The 19,017-nt window shown below is 71.5% G+C and carries 17 protein-coding genes; 8 read left to right on the forward strand and 9 right to left on the reverse strand.

Annotated features, from left to right (window positions below):
- Positions 1-30: 30 nt before the first annotated feature.
- Positions 31-1,107, reverse strand: a complete 1,077-nt coding sequence (locus OHS33_RS10735) for a Zn-dependent alcohol dehydrogenase (protein ID WP_330330161.1) — start codon at positions 1,105-1,107, stop codon at positions 31-33.
- A 47-nt stretch (positions 1,108-1,154) separates the two neighbouring features.
- Positions 1,155-2,009 (reverse strand): MaoC/PaaZ C-terminal domain-containing protein, encoded by an 855-nt coding sequence (locus tag OHS33_RS10740; RefSeq protein WP_330330162.1) that lies wholly within the window; start codon positions 2,007-2,009, stop codon positions 1,155-1,157.
- Between the two features lie 259 nt (positions 2,010-2,268).
- Between OHS33_RS10740 and OHS33_RS10745 the strand changes: the two genes are divergently transcribed.
- Positions 2,269-2,622, forward strand: a complete 354-nt coding sequence (locus tag OHS33_RS10745; protein ID WP_330334996.1) for a DNA-binding response regulator — start codon at positions 2,269-2,271, stop codon at positions 2,620-2,622.
- A gap of 36 nt (positions 2,623-2,658) precedes the next feature.
- Here the strand turns inward: OHS33_RS10745 and OHS33_RS10750 are convergent, their stop codons facing one another.
- From OHS33_RS10750 to OHS33_RS10760, 3 genes are all read right to left on the reverse strand, one after another.
- Positions 2,659-3,846 carry a lipid-transfer protein gene (locus OHS33_RS10750; protein WP_330330163.1) on the reverse strand — a complete coding sequence of 396 codons (1,188 nt, stop codon included), beginning with the start codon at positions 3,844-3,846 and terminating at the stop codon, positions 2,659-2,661.
- 40 nt (positions 3,847-3,886) lie between these two features.
- Positions 3,887-6,019 (reverse strand): acyl-CoA dehydrogenase, encoded by a 2,133-nt coding sequence (locus tag OHS33_RS10755; RefSeq protein WP_330330164.1) that lies wholly within the window; start codon positions 6,017-6,019, stop codon positions 3,887-3,889.
- Between the two features lie 84 nt (positions 6,020-6,103).
- Positions 6,104-6,484 carry a YybH family protein gene (locus OHS33_RS10760; RefSeq protein WP_330330165.1) on the reverse strand — a complete coding sequence of 127 codons (381 nt, stop codon included), beginning with the start codon at positions 6,482-6,484 and terminating at the stop codon, positions 6,104-6,106.
- Between the two features lie 138 nt (positions 6,485-6,622).
- Between OHS33_RS10760 and OHS33_RS10765 the strand changes: the two genes are divergently transcribed.
- The gene (locus tag OHS33_RS10765; RefSeq protein ID WP_330334997.1) at positions 6,623-7,594 is read left to right on the forward strand and encodes a helix-turn-helix domain-containing protein; all 972 of its coding nucleotides are present in this window, start codon (positions 6,623-6,625) and stop codon (positions 7,592-7,594) included.
- On the opposite strand, the gene OHS33_RS10770 is transcribed toward OHS33_RS10765, so the two are convergent.
- The 3 genes from OHS33_RS10770 to OHS33_RS10780 all read right to left on the reverse strand — a co-directional run bounded on the left by OHS33_RS10770 (position 7,549) and on the right by OHS33_RS10780 (position 10,571).
- Positions 7,549-8,088 carry an SMI1/KNR4 family protein gene (locus OHS33_RS10770; protein ID WP_330330166.1) on the reverse strand — a complete coding sequence of 180 codons (540 nt, stop codon included), beginning with the start codon at positions 8,086-8,088 and terminating at the stop codon, positions 7,549-7,551. The two genes, OHS33_RS10765 and OHS33_RS10770, sit on opposite strands and share 46 nt — an antisense overlap.
- Positions 8,089-8,139: 51 nt before the next feature.
- Positions 8,140-10,116: a serine/threonine-protein kinase gene (locus OHS33_RS10775; protein WP_330330167.1), complete on the reverse strand. Its 1,977-nt coding sequence runs from the start codon at positions 10,114-10,116 to the stop codon at positions 8,140-8,142.
- A gap of 206 nt (positions 10,117-10,322) precedes the next feature.
- Positions 10,323-10,571 (reverse strand): hypothetical protein, encoded by a 249-nt coding sequence (locus OHS33_RS10780; RefSeq protein WP_330330168.1) that lies wholly within the window; start codon positions 10,569-10,571, stop codon positions 10,323-10,325.
- Positions 10,572-10,771: 200 nt separating this feature from the next.
- Between OHS33_RS10780 and OHS33_RS10785 the strand changes: the two genes are divergently transcribed.
- Entirely contained in the window at positions 10,772-13,081 is a 2,310-nt protein-coding gene (locus OHS33_RS10785; protein ID WP_330330169.1) for a bifunctional serine/threonine protein kinase/MFS transporter, read from the forward strand.
- Between the two features lie 175 nt (positions 13,082-13,256).
- On the opposite strand, the gene OHS33_RS10790 is transcribed toward OHS33_RS10785, so the two are convergent.
- Positions 13,257-14,483, reverse strand: a complete 1,227-nt coding sequence (locus tag OHS33_RS10790; RefSeq protein WP_330330170.1) for an RNA-guided endonuclease InsQ/TnpB family protein — start codon at positions 14,481-14,483, stop codon at positions 13,257-13,259.
- A 131-nt stretch (positions 14,484-14,614) separates the two neighbouring features.
- Here OHS33_RS10790 and OHS33_RS10795 point away from each other — a divergent pair, with 131 nt between their 5' ends.
- From OHS33_RS10795 to OHS33_RS10815, 5 genes are all read left to right on the forward strand, one after another.
- Complete coding sequence (locus OHS33_RS10795) at positions 14,615-14,905, forward strand: ATP-binding protein (RefSeq protein ID WP_330330171.1); 291 nt, start codon at positions 14,615-14,617, stop codon at positions 14,903-14,905.
- A gap of 62 nt (positions 14,906-14,967) precedes the next feature.
- Complete coding sequence (locus tag OHS33_RS10800) at positions 14,968-15,609, forward strand: class I SAM-dependent methyltransferase (protein ID WP_330330172.1); 642 nt, start codon at positions 14,968-14,970, stop codon at positions 15,607-15,609.
- Positions 15,610-15,725: 116 nt separating this feature from the next.
- Positions 15,726-16,730 carry an N-acetylmuramoyl-L-alanine amidase gene (locus OHS33_RS10805; RefSeq protein ID WP_330330173.1) on the forward strand — a complete coding sequence of 335 codons (1,005 nt, stop codon included), beginning with the start codon at positions 15,726-15,728 and terminating at the stop codon, positions 16,728-16,730.
- Positions 16,731-16,872: 142 nt separating this feature from the next.
- Positions 16,873-17,724 (forward strand): hypothetical protein, encoded by an 852-nt coding sequence (locus OHS33_RS10810; RefSeq protein WP_330330174.1) that lies wholly within the window; start codon positions 16,873-16,875, stop codon positions 17,722-17,724.
- A 123-nt stretch (positions 17,725-17,847) separates the two neighbouring features.
- Positions 17,848-18,858 (forward strand): LLM class F420-dependent oxidoreductase, encoded by a 1,011-nt coding sequence (locus OHS33_RS10815; RefSeq protein ID WP_330330175.1) that lies wholly within the window; start codon positions 17,848-17,850, stop codon positions 18,856-18,858.
- Positions 18,859-19,017: the final 159 nt, after the last annotated feature.

Genomic DNA, 19,017 nt, shown 5'->3' on the forward strand with positions numbered 1-19,017 from the left:
GAGTTCCTCTCGGAATCCGAATGGAGCCGGTCAGAGTTCGATGCAGGTGCGCAGGGCGACACCCGTCCGCATCTGGTCGAGCGCGTCGTTGACCTCCGCCAGCCGCACCCGGTGGGTGATCAGGCCCGCCAGGTCCACCCGGCCGGCCCGCCAGAGGTTGATGGTCCGCTCGTAGGAGCGCAGGACGTCCCCGCCGCCGTACATCGAGGGCAGGATCTTCTTCTCGTCGAAGAACAGCGAGAACATGTTGATCGAGTAGTTGTCGTCGAGCGCGCCCGCACCGACGACCACGACCGAGCCGCCGCGCCGGGTCATCTCGTAGGCCGTCTGCGTGGTCTGGGACTTGCCGACCACCTCGAAGACGTAGTCGAAGCCCTCACCGGCGGTGATCCGGTTCTTGGCGTCGCCGAAGGCCTCCGGCGCGACCGCCTCGGTCGCACCGAACCGCAGGGCCGCCTCGCGCCGGGACGCGACCGGGTCCACGGCGATGATCTGCGCCGCGCCCTGCACCTTGGCGCCCTGGATGACGGAGATGCCGACGCCGCCGCAGCCGATGACGGCGACCGAGGAACCGGCCTCCACCTTGGCCGTGTTGATGGCCGCGCCGAGTCCGGTGGTCACGCCGCAGCCGATCAGGGCGGCGATGTCGAAGGGGACGTCGTCGGGGATCGGTACCGCGCAGCCCGCCGGGACCACCATCTCCTCGGCGAAGGTGCCGGTGCCGGCGAAGCCGAAGATGTCGCTGTCGCCGCGCCGGAAGTTGGGGGTGGCGACGTTCCCGAACGCCTCCAGACAGAGATGGCCCTGGCCGCGCTTGCAGGACGGGCAGTGGCCGCAGGGCGGCAGCCAGCAGACCAGCACCCGGTCGCCGATCTTGTGGCTGGTGACCCCGTCACCGACGTCCACGACCTCGCCCGAACCCTCGTGACCGGGGATGAAGGGGGCGGGCTGCGGCAGCACCCCGCTCATCGCGGAGAGGTCGGAGTGGCACAGGCCGGTGGCCTTGATGCGGATCTTCACCTTGCCGGGGCCGAAGCCCACGGCCTCCATGTCCTCGACGACTTCGAGCTTGTCCTGGCCTATCTGGCTCTGGAGTGCTGCGCGCACGGTGCGGCTCCTCTGCTCGTTCTGCTGGTTCTGTCGCTCGTACTTCGTTACGCGTGCTCGACGACGGTGTCGGCGAGGACCGGCGCGTCGTCCCGTTCGGCGGCGGTCACGGACACCAGGACCCGCCCCGGCTCCTGCCACATCCGGATGCGCAGCGTCTCGCCCGGGAAGACGATCCCGGCGAAGCGCGTGCGGTAGGCGCGCACCCGGGTCACGTCCCCGCCCAGGACCGTGTCGACCACGGCCTTGAGGGTCATTCCGTACGAGCACAGCCCGTGCAGGATCGGCCGGTCGAAGCCGGCCAGCTTGGCGAACTCGGGGTCGGCGTGCAGCGGGTTCCAGTCGCCGGAGAGGCGGTACAGCAGCGCCTGCTCCTCGCGGATCCGCCGCTCCTCGACCCGGTCGGGCGCGCGCTCGGGCGCCTCGCCGCGGACGGAGGGCCCTCGCTCGCCGCCGAAGCCGCCCTCGCCGCGGACGAAGAGCTGGGCGTCGCTGGTCCACAGCGGGCCGTCGGCGTCGGCGACCTCGGAGCGCAGCACGATGACGGCCGCCTTCCCCTTGTCGTAGACGGCGGCGACCTTGGAGGTGGAGGTGGCCCGCCCCTTCACGGGGATCGGCCGGTGCAGCTCGATGGAGTGGCCGCCGTGCAGTACGGCGGCCAGGTCGACCTGGATCCCGGGCGCGGCAAGGCCTCCGAGCATGGCCATGCCCGCGCCCGCGACGGTGGCGAAGCTGGGCAGGACGTGCAGCTTGGATTCCAGGGTGTAGCGCAGCTCGTCGGGGTCGGTGGCCGGGAGGCCGGCGCCGAGGCCGAGGTGGTAGAGCTGGATGTCCTTGTGGTCCCAGCCGATCTCCCCCACGCGGGGGTCGGCGGCGAGGGCCTTGGCGGCATCGATCGGCATTGAGGATGCTGCTCCTTGTTCGTAGTCCACGAAGTGGAAGACCTCGGTGCGACCGTCCGCACCGTCGGCCACACCGAGGTCGTATGCGGGTCGACCCAGAACCCGTTCTAGAACGCGTTCTAGGAACCGATGAAGGAATGTATAACGCACGCCCGAGCACTTGGGAAGGCTCCTGACCAAGCGTCAGTTTCCATGCTGTCCGGGTGTGTTCTACGCCGCCACGCGCATCCGGCGGCCCTACTCTGACCCGGTGAACGAAATGCCCCGGGAGCACCGGACCGCCAAGTCCCTGCGGGTCCTGCTGGTCCCGCCGGACCCGGCCCTGGCCCTGCGGCTCGGCCTCCAGCCGGACATCGAGGTGGTGGCCGGGGCCACGGCCCGCCCGGCGGTGGCCCTGGTCCAGACCCCGGACGCGGTGGCCGCCGTCCACGAGGACGACCCGGAGTGCGCGGTCCTGGTCGTGACGGGCTCGGCCCACCCCGGCCTCCTGGACACCACCCTCGCCGCGGGCGCGGCAGGCCTGATCCTCCGCGACGTCCCGATCGAAGACCTGGCCGACTCCATCCGCCGAGCCTCCATGGGCGAAACGGTCATCGACCCATCCCTTGTTTAAGCCCCGCCGGCGTTTGAGGCGCCCCCGGAGGGCCCACTACCTGCGCAGCAGCGTCACCACAGCGGCCCCACCCAGCCCAATGTTGTGCGCCAGCCCGACGCTCGCCCCCGGCACCTGCCGAGCCCCGGCCTCCCCCCTCAACTGCCACACCAACTCCGCCGCTTGCGCCAGCCCAGTCGCCCCCAGCGGATGCCCCTTCGAGATCAGCCCCCCGGACGGGTTGACCACCCACCGCCCCCCATAGGTCGTAGCCCCGCTCTCCACCAGCTTCCCCGAAGCCCCGTCCTCGCACATCCCGAGCGCCTCATACGTCAGCAGCTCATTCACCGAGAAGCAGTCGTGCAGCTCGATGACGTCCACGTCCTCGATGCCGAGCCCGGAGCGCTCGTACACCTGCCGCGCCGCGGCCGCCGTCATCGGCTTGCCGACCACGTCGATGCACGACCCCGACGCGAAGGACTCCCCCGTGTCCGTGGTCATCGACTGCGCCACGATCTCGACGGCCTTCTCCCCCAGCCCGTGCGCCTCCACGAACCGCTCGGAGACGACCAGCGCGGCCGCCGCCCCGTCCGAGGTGGGCGAGCACTGGAGCTTGGTCAGCGGCCGGTGGATGGTCTTCGCGGCGAGGATCTCCTCCACCGTGTAGACGTCCTGGAACTGCGCGTTCGGGTTGTTCGCCGAGTGCCGGTGATTCTTCGCGCCCACCGCCGCGAGCTGCGCCTCGGTGGTCCCGTACCGCTCCATGTGCTCGCGCGCCGCGTTCCCGAAGATCTGCGCGGTCGGCGGGGTCATCTCGAAGCCGTGCCCGGCGGCCATGACCCCGTAGTGCCGGGCCACCGGCGAGGTGCTGAAGTCGCCACCGTCCGCCCCGCCCCCCAGCGCCCCCCGCTTCATCTTCTCGAAGCCGAGCGCGAGCACGCAGTCGTTGAGGCCGCCCTCGACGAACTGCCGGGCCATCATCAGCGCGGTCGAGCCGGTCGCGCAGTTGTTGTTCACGTTGTAGACGGGGACCCCGCTCAGGCCCAGTTCGTACGCGGCCCGCTGGCCGGCGGTGGAGGCCTGGAAGCAGTACCCCACCGGGACCTGCTCGACCAGCCCGTAGTCCACGCCCGCGTCGGCGAGCGCCGCGCTCCCGGCTTCCTTGACCATGTCCCAGTACTGCCAGTCCCGCGACTCCGGCTTCTCGAACTTCGTCATGCCGACGCCCACGATGTACGACTTCATTCGCTGACTCCTAGTCCCTTGAATCGGTGGTCAGTCCTGGTCAGTCCCTGGGAAGGCCGAGAATCCGCTCGGCGACGACATTGAGCTGCACCTGCGTGGTGCCCCCGGCGATGGTCAGGCAGCGCGACATGAGCATCCCGTGCACCGCCCGCGCCCCCACCCCCTCGCGCACCGCGCCCGCCGGGCCGAGCAGTTCGAGCGTCAGCTCGGCGGTCCGCTGCTGGTGCGGGGTCTGGACGAGTTTGCGTACGGAGGCACCCGCGCCCGGCTCCAGCCCGGACACCTGCTGGAGGGTGGTGCGCAGCCCGATGCAGGCCAGGGCGTGCGCCTCGGCGGCGAGCGCGCCGATCCGCGCCCTGCCCGCGCCGTCGAGGTCGACGGAGCGGGCGATGAGCGCTTCGAGGCCGGTGTCGAAGGTCATCTGGTCGGCCATGTGGACGCGTTCGTTGCCGAGGGTGTTGCGGGCGACCTTCCAGCCGCCGTCGGCCGCGCCGACCAGCGCGTCGGCGGGGAGTTCGACGTCGTCGAAGTACACCTCGTTGAAGAGGGCCTCGCCGGTGATCTCCTTGAGGGGGCGTACGTCGATCCCGCGCGCCTGCTTCATGTCGACGATGAAGTAGCCGAGCCCCTTGTGCTTGGGCGCGTCCGGGTCGGTGCGGGCGAGCAGGATCCCGAAGTCGGCGCTGTGCGCGGAACTCGTCCACACCTTCTGTCCGTTGACCCTCCAGGTGCCGTCCTCGCCCCGCTCCGCCCGGGTCCGCAGCGAGGCGAGGTCGGAGCCCGCGCCCGGCTCCGAGAAGAGCTGGCACCAGGTCATGTCCCCGCGCAGGGTGGGCAGCAGATACCGCTCCCGCTGCTCGGGGGTCCCGTAGGCGAGCAGCGAGGGCACGACCCAGGTGGCGATGCCGAGGTCGGCGAGCTTGATCCCGGCCTCCTTCAGCTCCTGCTGGACGACGAGCTGCTCGACGGGGCCCGCGCCGAGGCCGTAGGGCGGGGGCAGGTAGGGGGCGGCGTAGCCGGTGGGGGCCAGGACCCGGCGGGCGGCGGCGGGGTCGAGGCCGCGCGCGTCCGCGAGGGCGGTACGGGCCCGCGCGCGGTGCCGCTCGGCCGCGGCCGGGAGTTCCAGGCGCAGTTCGCGCCGGGCGCCGTCGGCCGCGAGCCGCACGGCCCGCACCCGGTGGCCGTCGCCGGAGCCGAGGAGCTGGCGCGCGACCAGGGCGCGGCGCAGGTAGATGTGGGCGTCGTGCTCCCAGGTGAAGCCGATCCCGCCGAGCACCTGGATGCAGTCCTTGGCGCAGCTGTAGGCGGCGTCCAGGGCCGTCCCGGCGGCGAGGGCCGCGGCGAGGGACCGTACGTCGGGGTCCTCGTCCATCGCCTGGGCCGCGTCCCAGGCCAGCGCGCGGGCCTGCTCCAGCCGCACCAGCATGTCGGCGCACAGGTGCTTGATCCCCTGGAACTGCCCGATGGGCCGCCCGAACTGCTCGCGCACCTTGGCGTATTCGGCGGCGGTGTGCAGCGCCCAGGCGGCGGTGCCGCAGGCGTCGGCGGCGAAGAGCGCGCAGGCCGCGTCCCGCACGAGGGCCGCCTCCAGCGGCAGCAGCCGCCCGGGCGGTACGGAGACCCCGCGCGCCCGCACCTCGGCGGTCGGCCGGGTCGGGTCGGCGCTCTCGTGGGTGCGGATGTCGAGGGCGGCGGCGTCCACCGCGAACCACAGGGTGCCGTGCGCGGCCTCGGCGGCCAGCACGACCAGATCGGCCTCACCCGCGCCGAGCACCGGGGGCGCGGTCCCGTCGAGCAGGTGCCCGCCGCCCTCGACGGCCACGGCGGTCAGGGTCCCGGGCCCCAGCGCGACGGCCCCGACCCGCCCGTCCAGCGGCTCGGCCCCGGCCCGCTGGAGGAGTACGGACGCCAGCGCGCTCGGCAGGAACGGCCCGGGCAGCGCCCCCCGGGCGGCCTCCTCGACCACGACGGCGAGGTCGAGGAGGGTGCCGCCCTCCAGGTGCGGCTCCAGCAGCCCGGATGCGACGAGCGCGTCCCAGTGGGCGGGGCGCGCTCCGGTCTGCGGTGCGGTGTCGAGCAGCTTGCGCACTTCCTCGGGCGGCACGGCGCGCGCCACCCAGCCGCGCATCGCGTCGGCCAACTCCCGCTGTTCCTGTGTGATTCCGATGCCCATGCGCGGCAGAGTAGAACACGTTCCATTCTGACGGAAGGTCAGAAATGAAACGTGTTCTCACCTTGTCGTTCAACCGGCCCGGGTTCAGGCGGTGCCGAGCGGGTTGAGGACGGTGAAGCGCCAGCCGCCGTCGGTGTCTTGGCGGGCGATGTTCGCGGTGGTGCCGGTCGGAGCGATCCGTTCGCCGCCGGGGCCGTCGATCTCCAGGGTCCAGTCGGTGACCAGGAGGGCGGTTCCTGCGCCGATGAGCGTGTGCCGCTTGACGTTTGTCAGCCTGCCGCGGGCTGCGACGGTTCCGCCGATCTCCGCACGCAGCGCCTCGGCGCCGGTGATGTGCTCGCCGGCCACCGTGCGCATGCCCGCGCCCGGGGCGAACAGGGCCAGCACGCCGTCGACATCGCCGGCGTTCAGCGCGTCCTGGAAGAGGATCGGCAGGTTCGCGGGGTCGGTGATGACAGGGGACATGATGAAAGGTCCTTAACTTCACGAAGGGGTGGTGGTGACGGCTTTCGGTGCAGCGCCGGGTGTGGCGCCCGCCGTTCGGCCGTGACACCACAGTGCCTCCGCGACGGTCCCAAGGGCGAGGTAAGGTGCGGACCCGTGATGGTCGAAAGTGGACAGCGTGATGTCATCGACATCGCCTACGACAATCCTGACCGGTTGCACACCGGTGTCGAGGTGCTGACTTTCGATGCGCTGAAGGCGCGCTTGAAGCGTTCAGTCGTCCGTCGGCCGAGCCGTCTCGACTTTCACCAGATCATGCTCGTACGCGGCGGCGAGGGCACTGCGATGGTCGATTTCGCCGCACACCCCTGTGTCCGTGGCACGCTGCTGCACCTGCGGCCCGGACAGGTGCAGCGCCTGCCTTCCGGCGCGGACGGCCACCCCGCGGACCTCGACGCCGTTCTGCTGCTGTTCACTGCCGACTTCCAGCCGTCTGTGCCCGCGACACGCGAGGTGATCGACGGATTCGGCCCCGTCGCATGGCGCCTACAGCCCGACGAGTTCGACGCCTTCGACCACGCCGTGACGGAGATGGACGCGGAATACAGGACGCTGCGAGAGGAGCGGCCCCCCGGCACGACAGCGCCCGCCGATACACACGTCGAACTCACCGGAGCGTTGCTTCGCCAACTCCTCGGTGCGCTGCTCATCCGCACGGCGCGCCTCCCGGACCCGGCCGGACGCCCCGTCCCCGCTACGCCCGGCGCCGAGGTCTACCTCGCCTTCCGACGGGAGCTGGAACGCTCCTTCGCCACCACGCGCTCCATCGAGGACTACGCCGCGCGGCTGGGTTACGCCCCCCGAACTCTGACGCGCGCGTGCCTGGCGGCCACCGGCCGCAGCGCCAAGCAGCTCGCCAACGCCCGCGTCACCCTGCAAGCGCAGAGGCTGCTCGCCCACACCGACCTGCCCATGGCCGCGATCGGCCAAGCGCTGGGCTTCACCGAGGCCACCAACTTCGGCAAGTTCTTCACCCGCGTGACCGGCCACACCCCGGGCGCCTTCCGCCGTGCTCAGCACGCCGGTTACGCCCCGAGCGCGTCCAGTCCGTCCACGATGCCCTGCAGGTAGGCCCGCCAGGATGGCGCGGCCACCTCCGGAGGCGGCCCTGCGCAGTCCACGTCGATCACCTGCCCCACCGTCCCGCCGACCAGCGGCGACATGTCCACGGCCCAGTACTCGCTGTCGCCGTTGTCGATGAGCGGGATCCATCCCCGGTACCAGGAATTGCCCTGACGCACGGGGTGGCCGTTGCGCTTGTGCCACTCACAGCCGCAGTCCTCGGGGCCATCGTGCTCGCACGAGGTGTCGATGCTTCCCATCAACCCCTCGTACAGGCCGCCGATTTCTTCCAACGTCAGCAGTTCGCCTACGTACCATTCCTGCCCGGCGACGCGCGGCATGGGGCCGCCGTTGTGCAGCAGGTACGAGGCACGCAGATCCTCTGAGAACCGCACTCCCATCCGCTCCTCCGCCGCTCGGATCTCGCCCTCGGCCGCGCCGGGCGCAAGCCCTTCCGGCACCCGAGGCGCGAGCCGCACCCACACATCCTCCATCGAATTCATGCGCGAGAGGGTATGGCACCGCCCCGCCGCCTTCGCACTCTCACCACGTGTTCAGCGCTGGTAGGGGTACCCGTCTCCGTGCGCGGGTCCCACGTTGTGCTGGATCCCGTTCGGATCGCTCCGGGTGAAGAACGACGGGTCCAGGCCGCCGCCGCAGATCTGACTGGTGGTCCCGCCCGGATCCACGGCCGCCGCGCTCACGTTGATGCGGGTGCCTCCGTTGGTCACCGACACCACCCTGGCCGTGAACTCGCAGTGGCCCACCTGGGTGTCGGCGATCAGCCGGACTCCCCCGGACCGGGAGATGGTCACCGTGTCGGGCTGGCCGAAGTTGAACTGGCCCGCGTAGCTCCAGGAGCCCACGAAGTACGAGGGGACCGCGCCCGTGTCGGAGGAGCCCCCGCCGCTCGGCGAACCGGAGCCGGAGCCGCCGGGCGTCGCGCCCGAGCCCCCGGCCGGGGATCCCCCGGCGGCAGCGCCTCCACCGGCCGCCGCGCCGGAGCCCTTGGTCGGGTCGGTGCCCGTACCCCCGGCTCCGCCGCCCGGGTTGCCCGAGCCACCCCCGGGCGCGCCCCCCGCCGCCGCGCCACCTTGAACGGCACCGCCCTGGGCCCCACCCTGAGCCGCGCCGCCCTGCGCTGCCCCGCCGACCTGCCCCGGCGGCTGCCCCGGCTGCTGGCCGGGGACGGACGGGCTCGGGGAACCGGGCGCACCGGGGGTCGGCGTACCGCCACCGGCCCCGGAAGGCGATCCGCCCACCCCACCGGGCACCACGGGAGCGCTCGCCGCCGGGGGCGAGGCGTGCTGGCCTCCCCCTCCGCCGCTGCCGAAGGGCTGGACCAGCGCCACCGTGCCGCCGCCGACCGTGAACACGAGGACCGCCGGCACGGCGATGGTCCAGCGCCGCCGAGAGCGCCGCTCACCCCCGGAAGCGGTGCTCCCGCCCACGGGCCCGACCAGCGGACCGGCGGCCGAATCGGCCACAGGAGCTACCACCAACCCACCGGCCCCGTCCTTCTTCCGCAGATCGACCGTCGCCCGGTCGGTGGCCGGCCCGGCCTCCTCCCGCACGGGCGGCGCCGCCTCCGCGTCGAGCAGCCGCGCCGCCTGCTGGGCCAGGCGCGCCACCACCTTGGGCGGCAGCCACGCCCCACCGGACGTCGCCGGACGCACCCGCTCCGGATCCTCCAGCAGCTCCGCCACACCGGGCCGCTCGTCCACGCCCTTGGTCAGGCAGCGGCCGATGAACGCGCGCAGGGCCTCGTCCTCGACCGCCTCCAGCGCGGGCTCGCCCTCCACGATCTGGAACATCACGGCGTGCTGGTTGCTGGCTCCGTGCCCGAACGGCAGCTTGCCCGTGGCCGCGTACACCAGCACACACCCCAGGGTGAACACATCGCTCTTCGCCCCCGCGCGCTGCCCGCGCACCTGCTCGGGCGACATGAAACCGGGCGAGCCCACGACCATGCCGGTGCTGGTCAGCAGCGACTCGACGGAGGTCTCCAGCGCGCGCGAGATCCCGAAGTCGATGACGCGGACGCCCTCGACCGTCAGCATCACGTTCGACGGCTTGAGGTCGCGGTGCACGATCCCCACCGAGTGGATGTCCTTCAGCGCGCGCAACAGCCCGTCGGCGAGCGCGTGCACGGAATCCACCGGCAAGGGGCCGTGCCGCCGCACGATCTGCTCCAGCGAGAGCCCGGGAACGTACCCCGTGGCCACCCACGGCCGGTCGGCGTCGGGGTCCGAATCGAGCACGGGCGCGGTGTACTCCTCGCCGACCTTCCGGGCGGCGTCGATCTCGCGCCGGAAGCGGGCCCGGAACTGCGCGTTCGAGACGTGCTCCTCGTGCACCACCTTGACCGCGACCGTACGTCCGCTCTCGGACCGGGCCAGGAACACCCGCCCCATGCCCCCGGCCCCGAGCCGCCCGAGCAGCAGGTACGGCCCGATCCTGCTCGGGTCCCCGGCCGCGAGCGGCTTTATGCCCCCGTCGACGTTGTCGTCCTCACTCAGCGCAATGCCCATGCTGCCCGTCCCCCGGTGATCCCCTGTGGTGGCCCGGACCGGCCTGGCCGCCGGTCGAACCCGCATCAGGGTAAAGGCAGTTACGTTCAGGTTGAAGCTAGCCGGGACGGCACAGAAGGGTTCCGGCCGAGGCCGGAAATGGCCCCGGCCGCACGTGCGCCGGTATCGGGACCACGAGCAGACCTGCCGTCAGCTTGATCCTTGACTCAGTGCACGTCGTACTTCGCCGACAACGAGGAGGGGTAGTCGCGGGGGTGGCTGTAGCAGTCGACGAACTCGCTCTCGCCGTGGTCAGTTTCCTTGTGAACCTCCCCTTCGACACATCCGCTGGACTCCTCGACGGGTGCTTCCGCCGAGAACCAGGAGTCCACTTCGGCGTCAGCCTGAGCAGGACCCGCAAACAGCCCGACAAGGCTGGCGGCCCCCAGGGCGGCGATGGCTACTTTCCTGAGCACTGTGTCTCCCTTGCATCGGCAGCGTTACTCTTCCGCCTCGGCAAACGAGCCCGTGATCAACAAGCAGCGGGTACAGGTCGTCAGCAACTCAAAGGAGTGCTGCCGGGCTCACGGTGCAAGCGGGCAGCCCGGGTTCTCGGAGTCCCGCAGGATGAAGGCAAGGGCCGCCCCCCGCCGACGGCCTCCGCTAGATTCCTGCCGTGGACTCGCTCACCGTCGAAGATCCGACGTACATAGGCCCTTACCGCCTCATAGCCCGGCTGGGCGCGGGCGGCATGGGCCTGGTCTATCTCGGCCGCGACGAGGTCGGCCGTACGGTCGCCGTCAAGGTCGTGCAGGCCGAGTACGCCGCCCATCCCGAGTTCCGCAAACGCTTCGCCCGTGAGGTGGCGGCGGCCCGGCGGGTGGGCGGCAGTTGGACGGCGGACGTCCTTGATGCGGACACCGACGCCGGGGTGGCGGTGCCGTGGGTGGCCACGCAGTACATCGCGGGCCCCGACCTGACCACGGTCGTCGCCCGGGACTTCGGCCCGCTGCCCGAGCACTCGGTCCGCGTCCTCGCCAACCGCCTGGCCCTCGCCCTGCAAGCCGTGCACGCGGCGGGCCTGATCCACCGCGACCTCAAACCGTCCAACGTCCTGGTCACCGTGGACGGACCCCGCGTCATCGACTTCGGCATCGCCCGGGCGATGGACAGCCTCAGCGGCGACAGCCTGCACACCCGCACCGGCATGCTGATCGGCTCACCCGGCTTCATGTCACCGGAACAGGTCCGCGGCCTCCCCCTCACCCCCGCCAGCGACGTCTTCTGCCTCGGCGCCGTCCTCGTCTACGCCGCCACCGGACGCCTCCTCTTCGGCGCCACCGACACCGGCCTCAACGCCCACCTCTTCCGCATCGCCGAGGAAGACCCCGACCTCACCGGCGTACCGGACTCCCTCCTCCCACTCGTACGCGCCTGCCTGGCCAAGGACCCGGCCCAGCGGCCCACCCCGGCCCAGATCGCCGAACACACCGCCGGGGACGGGGGAGGAGTCTGGCTCCCGGGCGAGGTCCTGGCCCAACTGGGTCGGCACGCCGCCCAACTGCTGGACTACGTTCCGGCGGCGCGGCCCGAGGCACCGGCCGAGGTACGGGCCGCCGCGGCGCCCGCCTACATCCCGACCGCCCGAGACCGCGGCACCCCCGCCCCGTCGCCCTACCGCCGGTGGAACCTCGCCGTGATCGCCCTGGCACAACTGGCGGTGCTGCTCGGTGCGGGGGACACAAGGTCCTTCCTCGTCGGCCGGGTCACCCCGGAATTCATCACCTGCTTCGCGGTCCCCTTCGGGGCGCTGCTACTCCTCGGCGGCCACATCGTCGACCGCGTGGGAGGAAAACGGACGCTGGTCACGGGCCTGGCGGGACTCGCGATGGCCGCCACGCTCAGCGGCACGACCGGCGCCCTCGCCTCCGAGCTGCCGCTGCTCCTGGCCCGCCTCCTGCAAGGCGCTTCCGGCGCCCTGGTCACCGCGGCGGCGCTGGCCCTGGTGAGCACCGGCTTCCCCGAACCGAAGGAACGGATCAGGGCCTTCGGGATCTACGCCACGGTCAGCCTCGCCGGGCCGGTGCTGGGACTACTGATGGCCCAGTGGATGAACTGGGGGTCGCTCCTGGTGATCGTCACGCCCCTCGCTCTGATCGCCCTTGCCGGAACACGCGTCCTCCCGTATGACCGCCCGGACCGCCCCGACACCCGCTTCGACCTGCCTGGCGTCCTACTCGGCGCCCTCGGGACCGGCGGCCTCGTCTACGGCTCCCTCAGGGTGTCGGGGAACTGGAGCGCCTCACCGGCGGAGAACTGGGGCGACCCCCTGGTGGTGGCGCCGCTCTCCGGGGGCGTCGTCCTGTTCCTGGCCTTCCTGTGGTGGCAGAGCAGCGCATCGGCGCCGCTCCTCCCGGCGTACGTCCTCAAGAACCGCACCTGGCTCGGCGGCTTCCTCGCCCTGCTTCTCGCCGGGACCGGCGTACCGGCCCTGGCCAAGCTACCGATGGCGGTCTTCAACCCCTTCGCGCACGAGACCAAATTCACCATGCTGGCCGTGGTCGCCGGGCTCGTCATCGGCTCCACGCAGGTCTCCCCCCGCCTGCTGCGGCGCGGTGTGACACCCCGCGTCCTCGTCGTGACGGGTCTGGCGATCACAATGCTCGGCCTGACGATGGCTATCTTCCAGGTCACGTCTGGCAACGCATACCCGACCCTGCTCCCCTTCATGATCCTCGCGGGCCTCGGCATGGGCCTGGCGTTCATGCCGGTCTTTGCCACCGCGACGGCCTCCGCCTTCCCCCAGCACACAGGCGCAGCCTCGGCCGCCGTCATCGCGGCGCAGCTCGTGGGTGCGGGGATCGGCACGGCATTGGCCAACAGCCTTCCGTCGATGCCCTGGTGGGCGGTCGCCTGCCTGCTCGTCGCAGCCCTGACCGCCCACCTGACGATGCCATCCGAGGCCCCAGCCGCTCGCCGCGGCTAGGGCCTGGGCCTGTCCGTCAGAGCCCGCGCACGAACTCCGCGAAGGCGGCCGGGCTCACGGTGAAGGCGGGCAGCCAATCTGCCGATGAGGGAGCCCGTATAGAGGATGATGCTGCCGAGTCCAGTCGGATCGCTCCACACTCTGGTGACGTGAATCACTTGACTCGCTCCCCGCCCTAAAGGGCGAGGCTTCCAGCCTGGGTCGTTGGACCCTTCTGGCGGCTTCCTGCTTCAACGCGCTGAGCCGGGGCCTTCGCCCTGGTCTTACCGACGCTCTGCGAGGCGTTTAGCCTGTCCGCCCGTCCGGCGGCCAGGATGTTGCATGCTGCATTGATGTCCCGGTCGTGGACGGCCCCGCACTCCTGACAGGTCCACTCCCGGACCGACAGAGGTTTGGGGCCGTCTTTGGCTCCGCAGACCGAGCAGATCTGGGAGGTCGGTTCGAAGCGGCCAATCTTGCCGAAGTGTCGGCCGTACTTGGCGGCCTTGTACTTGAGCATGTTGACGAAACTGGACCATCCGGCGTCGTGGACTGACTTGGCCAGGCGCGTCCGGCCCATGGCCGACACCGCGAGATCTTCCACGTACACCGCTTGGTTCTCGCGGATGATCTTCGTGGAAAGCTTGTGGTGCCAGTCCCGGCGCCGGTCGGCGACCTTCGCGTGCCAACGTGCGACCTCTACGCGGGCCTTCGCCCGGTTGTTACTGCCCTTCTCCTTGCGGCTCAGATTCTTCTGCGCCCGCCTCAGTTTCTTCTCCGCCCGGCGCAAGAACCGGGGAGAGCGGACCTTCAGCCCATCTGAGAGGACCGCGAAGTGCGAGAGGCCAAGATCCAGCCCCACCTCGGTCTCCAGCTCGGGGAGGATCACAGGTTCAGTGTCCACGACGAAGCTCAGGAAGTATCGGCCCGAAGAGTCCTTGACCACAGTCATGGACGTCGGGGGCGTCGGCAGACGTCGTGACCACTTCACCTTAAGCTTGCCGACCTTGGCCACGTACACCGTGCCGTCACCCTGGAGGGAAAAGGCATTGGTGTTGAGCCGGACCGACTGGCGGGCGTCCTTCTTCGACTTGAACCGGGGCGGCCCAACCTTGCGTCCCCGACGCGCGCCCTCGACCGAATCAAAGAAGTTCTTGTACGCGGTATCGAGATCGCGGAGGGACTGCTGGAGGACGACCGATGACACCTGCCCCAGCCACGCCCGTTCTTCGGTGCGCTTGGCCTGGGTGATGTGGACCTTGGAAAGCTCGGCTGACTTCACGTAGGGGAGCCCTGCCGCCTGCGCTTCCTTCCGCGCTCGCAGGCAGTCGTTCCACACCACGCGTGCACACCCGAACGCCTGGGCCAGCGCGGTGCGCTGGGTGGCATTGGGGTAAGCCCGATAGGAGTAGCGGAGCTGCACGACCGAGATCGTACGACGCTTGATCCCGCGATCGTCTACGTCAGCTTCGAAACCTGCCGAAAGAGTCGCACCTCTCGTCCAAATTCCCAGCAACTGACCACTCTGAGACCGAAGTTGACGGAATCTACCGGATGGGCTTCACCGTCGGTGAGCATTCCGCCGGCTGCGCGGTGGTGATCCTGCTGCGGCCGAAGGGGCTGCGGGTGGAGGTGAGCGACGGCTCCGCCTCTCCCCCGCGCCCGGCGGCCGACCCGGCGCCGCTGGCCGACGGCGGGCGGGGGCTGCTGCTGGTCGAGGCCGTCACCGACCGCTGGGGCACGTACGCGACCGCCACCGGCAAGACGGTGTGGTTCGAGTGCGACCACCCGGCCCGCCGCAGGTCACCGCGCGGGACCCGGCCATGGCGTCCTACCGGGCAGTAGGGCAGCATGGGCCGCCACCCGCCCCGTAGGGCCAGTACCGCACCACCACCTGGAGGAACACCATGGCCAGCCCCAAGCCGGAGACCCTCGCCGCCTTCGAGGCGGCCAAGGGGTTCATGCCCGTACGGGAGGGCCTCGCGCTGTACGCGGCGGCCGCCGAAGCCGCCGGGCTGGGGCTGCCACTGCTGGAGGTGGGCACGTACTGCGGGCGCTCCACGATCCTGCTCGCCGACGCGGCCCGCGAGGCCGGTGTGAGCGCGATCACCGTGGACCACCACCGGGGCAGCGAGGAGCAGCAGCCGGGCTGGGAGTACCACGACCCGACGGTCGTGGACCCGGAGGTCGGGCTCATGGACACGCTCCCCACCTTCCGCCGGACCCTGCACAAGGCGGGTCTGGAGGAGCACGTGATCGCGATCGTCGGCCGGTCCCCGCGGGTCGCGGCGGCCTGGGGAGGCCCGCTCGGCCTGGTCTTCATCGACGGCGGGCACACCGACGAGCACGCCACCGGGGACTACGAGGGCTGGGCCCCGCACGTCGCGCCCGGCGGGACGCTGGTCATCCACGACGTCTTCCCGGACCCGGCGGACGGCGGGCAGGCGCCGTACCGGATCTACCTGCGCGCGCTGGCGTCGGGGGCCTTCGAGGAGGTTTCCGTGACGGATTCCCTGCGCGTCCTGCGCCGCACCGGAACCGGTATCTGACCAGGGCCTGACCCGGGGCTGACCAGGCATGACGGGACTCCATCCGGGCGTGCGCCCGGCCCTCGGATGGGTCAGGGTCCGGACGCGGGCCTGGCCCACGGTCTAGCATCGCCGACGTGCCGTACGACGACAGTGCCCCGCAGCCCGAGTCCGCCTCTTCGGTCAGCCCTGACCGGCCGTGGTTCACGCGCCGGTCCACGCTGGCCGTGGCCATCGCCGCGATCGCGCCGCTCTGCCTCGCCGGGTGGGTGCTGGTGGAGGTGACGACCGGGGCCGGCGCCGACGACGGCCGGCCCCCGGCCGCCGCGCAGCCGCCGGCCGCCCCGCCCTCCTCGCAGCCGCGCCCGCAGGGCAGCGCCTCTGCCTCCGCGAGCGCTTCCCCCTCGGCCTCCGCTTCCGCTTCCGCCTCCCCGGGCCAGTCCACGGCGGCGGCTCCCGCCAAGGGCCCGCTGGCCGGACGTACCGTGGTCATCGACCCGGGACACAACGCGGGCAACTTCAAGCACACGAGCGAGATCGACAAGCAGGTCGACATCGGCACGGGCCGCAAGGAGTGCGACACCACCGGGACGACCACCAACGCCGGTTATCTGGAAGCCGACTTCACCCTCGACGTCTCCAAGCGGCTGGGCGCGATCCTCGAAGCCAAGGGCATCAAGGTGGTGTTCACGCACCAGGCCCCCGACCGGCCGTTCGGCCCGTGCATCGACGAGCGGGCCCGGATCGGCAACGCCGCGAACGCGGACGCGGTGGTCTCGGTCCACGCCGACGGCGTCGCCGAGGGCAACCGCGGCTTCCACGTGATCCTCCCGGCGAAGGTCAAGGGCGGGGCCGCGGACACCGCGAACATCGTCGGCCCGTCGCGCGAACTGGGCGAACGGATCGCCGGGAACTTCACCCGGACCACCGGCTCGGCCCCCTCCAACTACGTGGGCGGCGGCACCGGTCTGGTCGTCCGCGACGACCTCGGCGGCCTCAACCTGTCCACGCGCCCCAAGGTGTTCATCGAATGCGGCAACATGCGTGACGCCAAGGACGCGGCGCTGCTGAACAGTCCGGAGTGGCGCGAGAAGGCGGCCCAGGGCATCGCGAACGGAATCGTCGGCTTCCTCGGCGGGTAGGAGAAGGGGCCGGGTACGGCCCCTGACCCCTCGGGCGCGCGAAACGTCCGTACGATGGTGCCCGCCCGCCCCGCTCCCGCACACGGACCGCGGCACCGTCGAGACGACGAGACGACCGAGACCGAGAAGGACACACATCCAAGTGAACATCCGCTCCCTCACTAGAGGCGACGGCGTGGTGATCGGAGCAGCGGTGCTGCTGTTCATCGCCTCGTTCCTCAACTTCTACTCCGTCGACTGTGCCGGGATCGCGGCCTGCGAGTCCCGCATCCCGAACGCGTGGGACACGGACCGGCTGGGCATCGTCCTCCCCTCGGTCTTCCTGACGGGCATCGCCGCCGCGGCCCTGATCATCACCACCCGGCTGCTGCCCGCGGGCCGCAAGGTCGCCGGGCACGGCCTGGACGTCTGGGGCACCGGTCTCGCCGTCGCCACCGCCTGGTCCGCGCTGTGGGCGCTGATCGTCACCCCGCCCAACGCCGGGCTGGGCGCCGGTGCCGTGATCGCGTTCCTGGCGGCGCTCGCGCTCGCCGTCGTCGCCGTCGGCGGTCCGAAGATCCCCGCGCTCGCGGTCGGGCTCGTGCCCGAGCCGAAGCCGGCGGCCGTCCCGCCGTACGGTGGCCAGCCGCAGCCGGGCGCCGGGTACGGGTACCCGGGCGTCCAGGGCCAGCAGCCCACGCCGTACGGAACCACCCCGCAGCCCGCGCCGCCGTACTCCGGCCACGGCGCCCCGGCGGCCCCGCAGGACGCGCAGCCTCCGGCCGCGGCCGCTCCCGCCCCGGCTCCCTCCGCCGATTTCACCCCGTTCTGGTTCGCGGTGCCGGTGGCCCGTCCCCTCTTCGGTGAGGACGGCTCGCCCACCCCGATCGCCGAACTGGCCCCGGGTACCTGGTACCTGGCGGTGGACCAGCGCGGTCCGGCCGCCCTGGTGGCCCAGACCCAGGACGGCCGCCGCGGCGTGCTGAACGACACGACGGGCATCCAGCGCGGCTGACCCGCCCCGCGCCCCCGTACGGCCAACGACCCCCCGCCCTTCCGGGCGGGGGGTCGTTGCCTTACAGTCACCTGACACTTCGTCAGATACGGGATACGGCTTCGCGGAGGGACGGCACACCACATGCGCCTAGGACTCGCACTCGGCTACTGGGGTCGCGGCCCCAACCCGGCCCACCTCGACCTCGCCACAGAGGCCGAGAACCTCGGCTACCACTCCGTCTGGACCGCCGAAGCCTGGGGATCGGACGCCTTCACCCCCCTGACCTGGATCGCCGCGCACACCACCCGGATCCGGCTCGGCACCGCCATCGCACAGATGGCCGCCCGCACCCCCACCGCCACCGCCATGCACGCGCTCACCCTGGACCACCTCTCGGGTGGCCGGATGATGCTCGGCCTCGGCCTCTCCGGCCCGCAGGTCGTCGAGGGCTGGTACGGCCGCCCCTTCCCCGCCAGTCCGCTGACCGCCACCCGCGAGTACGTCGACGTCATCCGCCAAGTGCTGCGCCGCGAGGCCCCGGTAACCCTGGACGGCCGCTTCCACACCCACCCCTACCGCGGCCCCGACGGCACGGGCATCGGCAAGCCCCTCCGCCCCATCACCCACCCCCTCCGCGCGGACCTCCCCCTCCTCCTGGGCGCCGAGGGCCCGAAGAACATCGCCCAGACCACCCGGATCGCGGACGGCTGGCTCCCCCTGTACTGGTCCCCCACCCGCACCGACGTCTATCAGGCCTCCCTGGCCACCCTCCCCGAGAACTTCATGATCGCGCCGATGGCCCGCGCCCACGTCTGCGACGACGTCGCCGAGGGACTCCTCCCGGTCAAGGCCATGCTCGGCTTCTACATAGGCGGCATGGGCCACGCGGCCCGCAACTTCCACGCCGACCTGATGTCCCGCATGGGCTACGAGGAGGAAGCCCACCGCATCCAGACCCTCTTCCTGGCAGGCCACAAACACGAAGCCATACAAGCCGTCCCGGACGCCTTCGCGGACGAGATCTCCCTGATCGGCCCCCGCGAACGCATCGCGGAACGCCTCGACCTCTGGCGCAAGGGCCCAGTAACCGACCTCCTCCTCACCGCCCCGGACCCCCACACCCTCCGAGTCCTGGCAGACCTGAACACCTGACACCACCCATGGCACCAACGTGGCGCCACCCCGACCCGCCATTCCAGCTCGCCGACACCCGAGGCACCCAATCCAGCCCCACCCCCCAGCCTCGCCGCCGCTTGAGGCTCCGCTCCGACCCCGCCATTCCAGCTCGCCGACACCCGAGGCACCCAATCC

This window comes from Streptomyces sp. NBC_00536 (assembly GCF_036346295.1).
Taxonomy (GTDB): Bacteria; Actinomycetota; Actinomycetes; order Streptomycetales; family Streptomycetaceae; genus Streptomyces.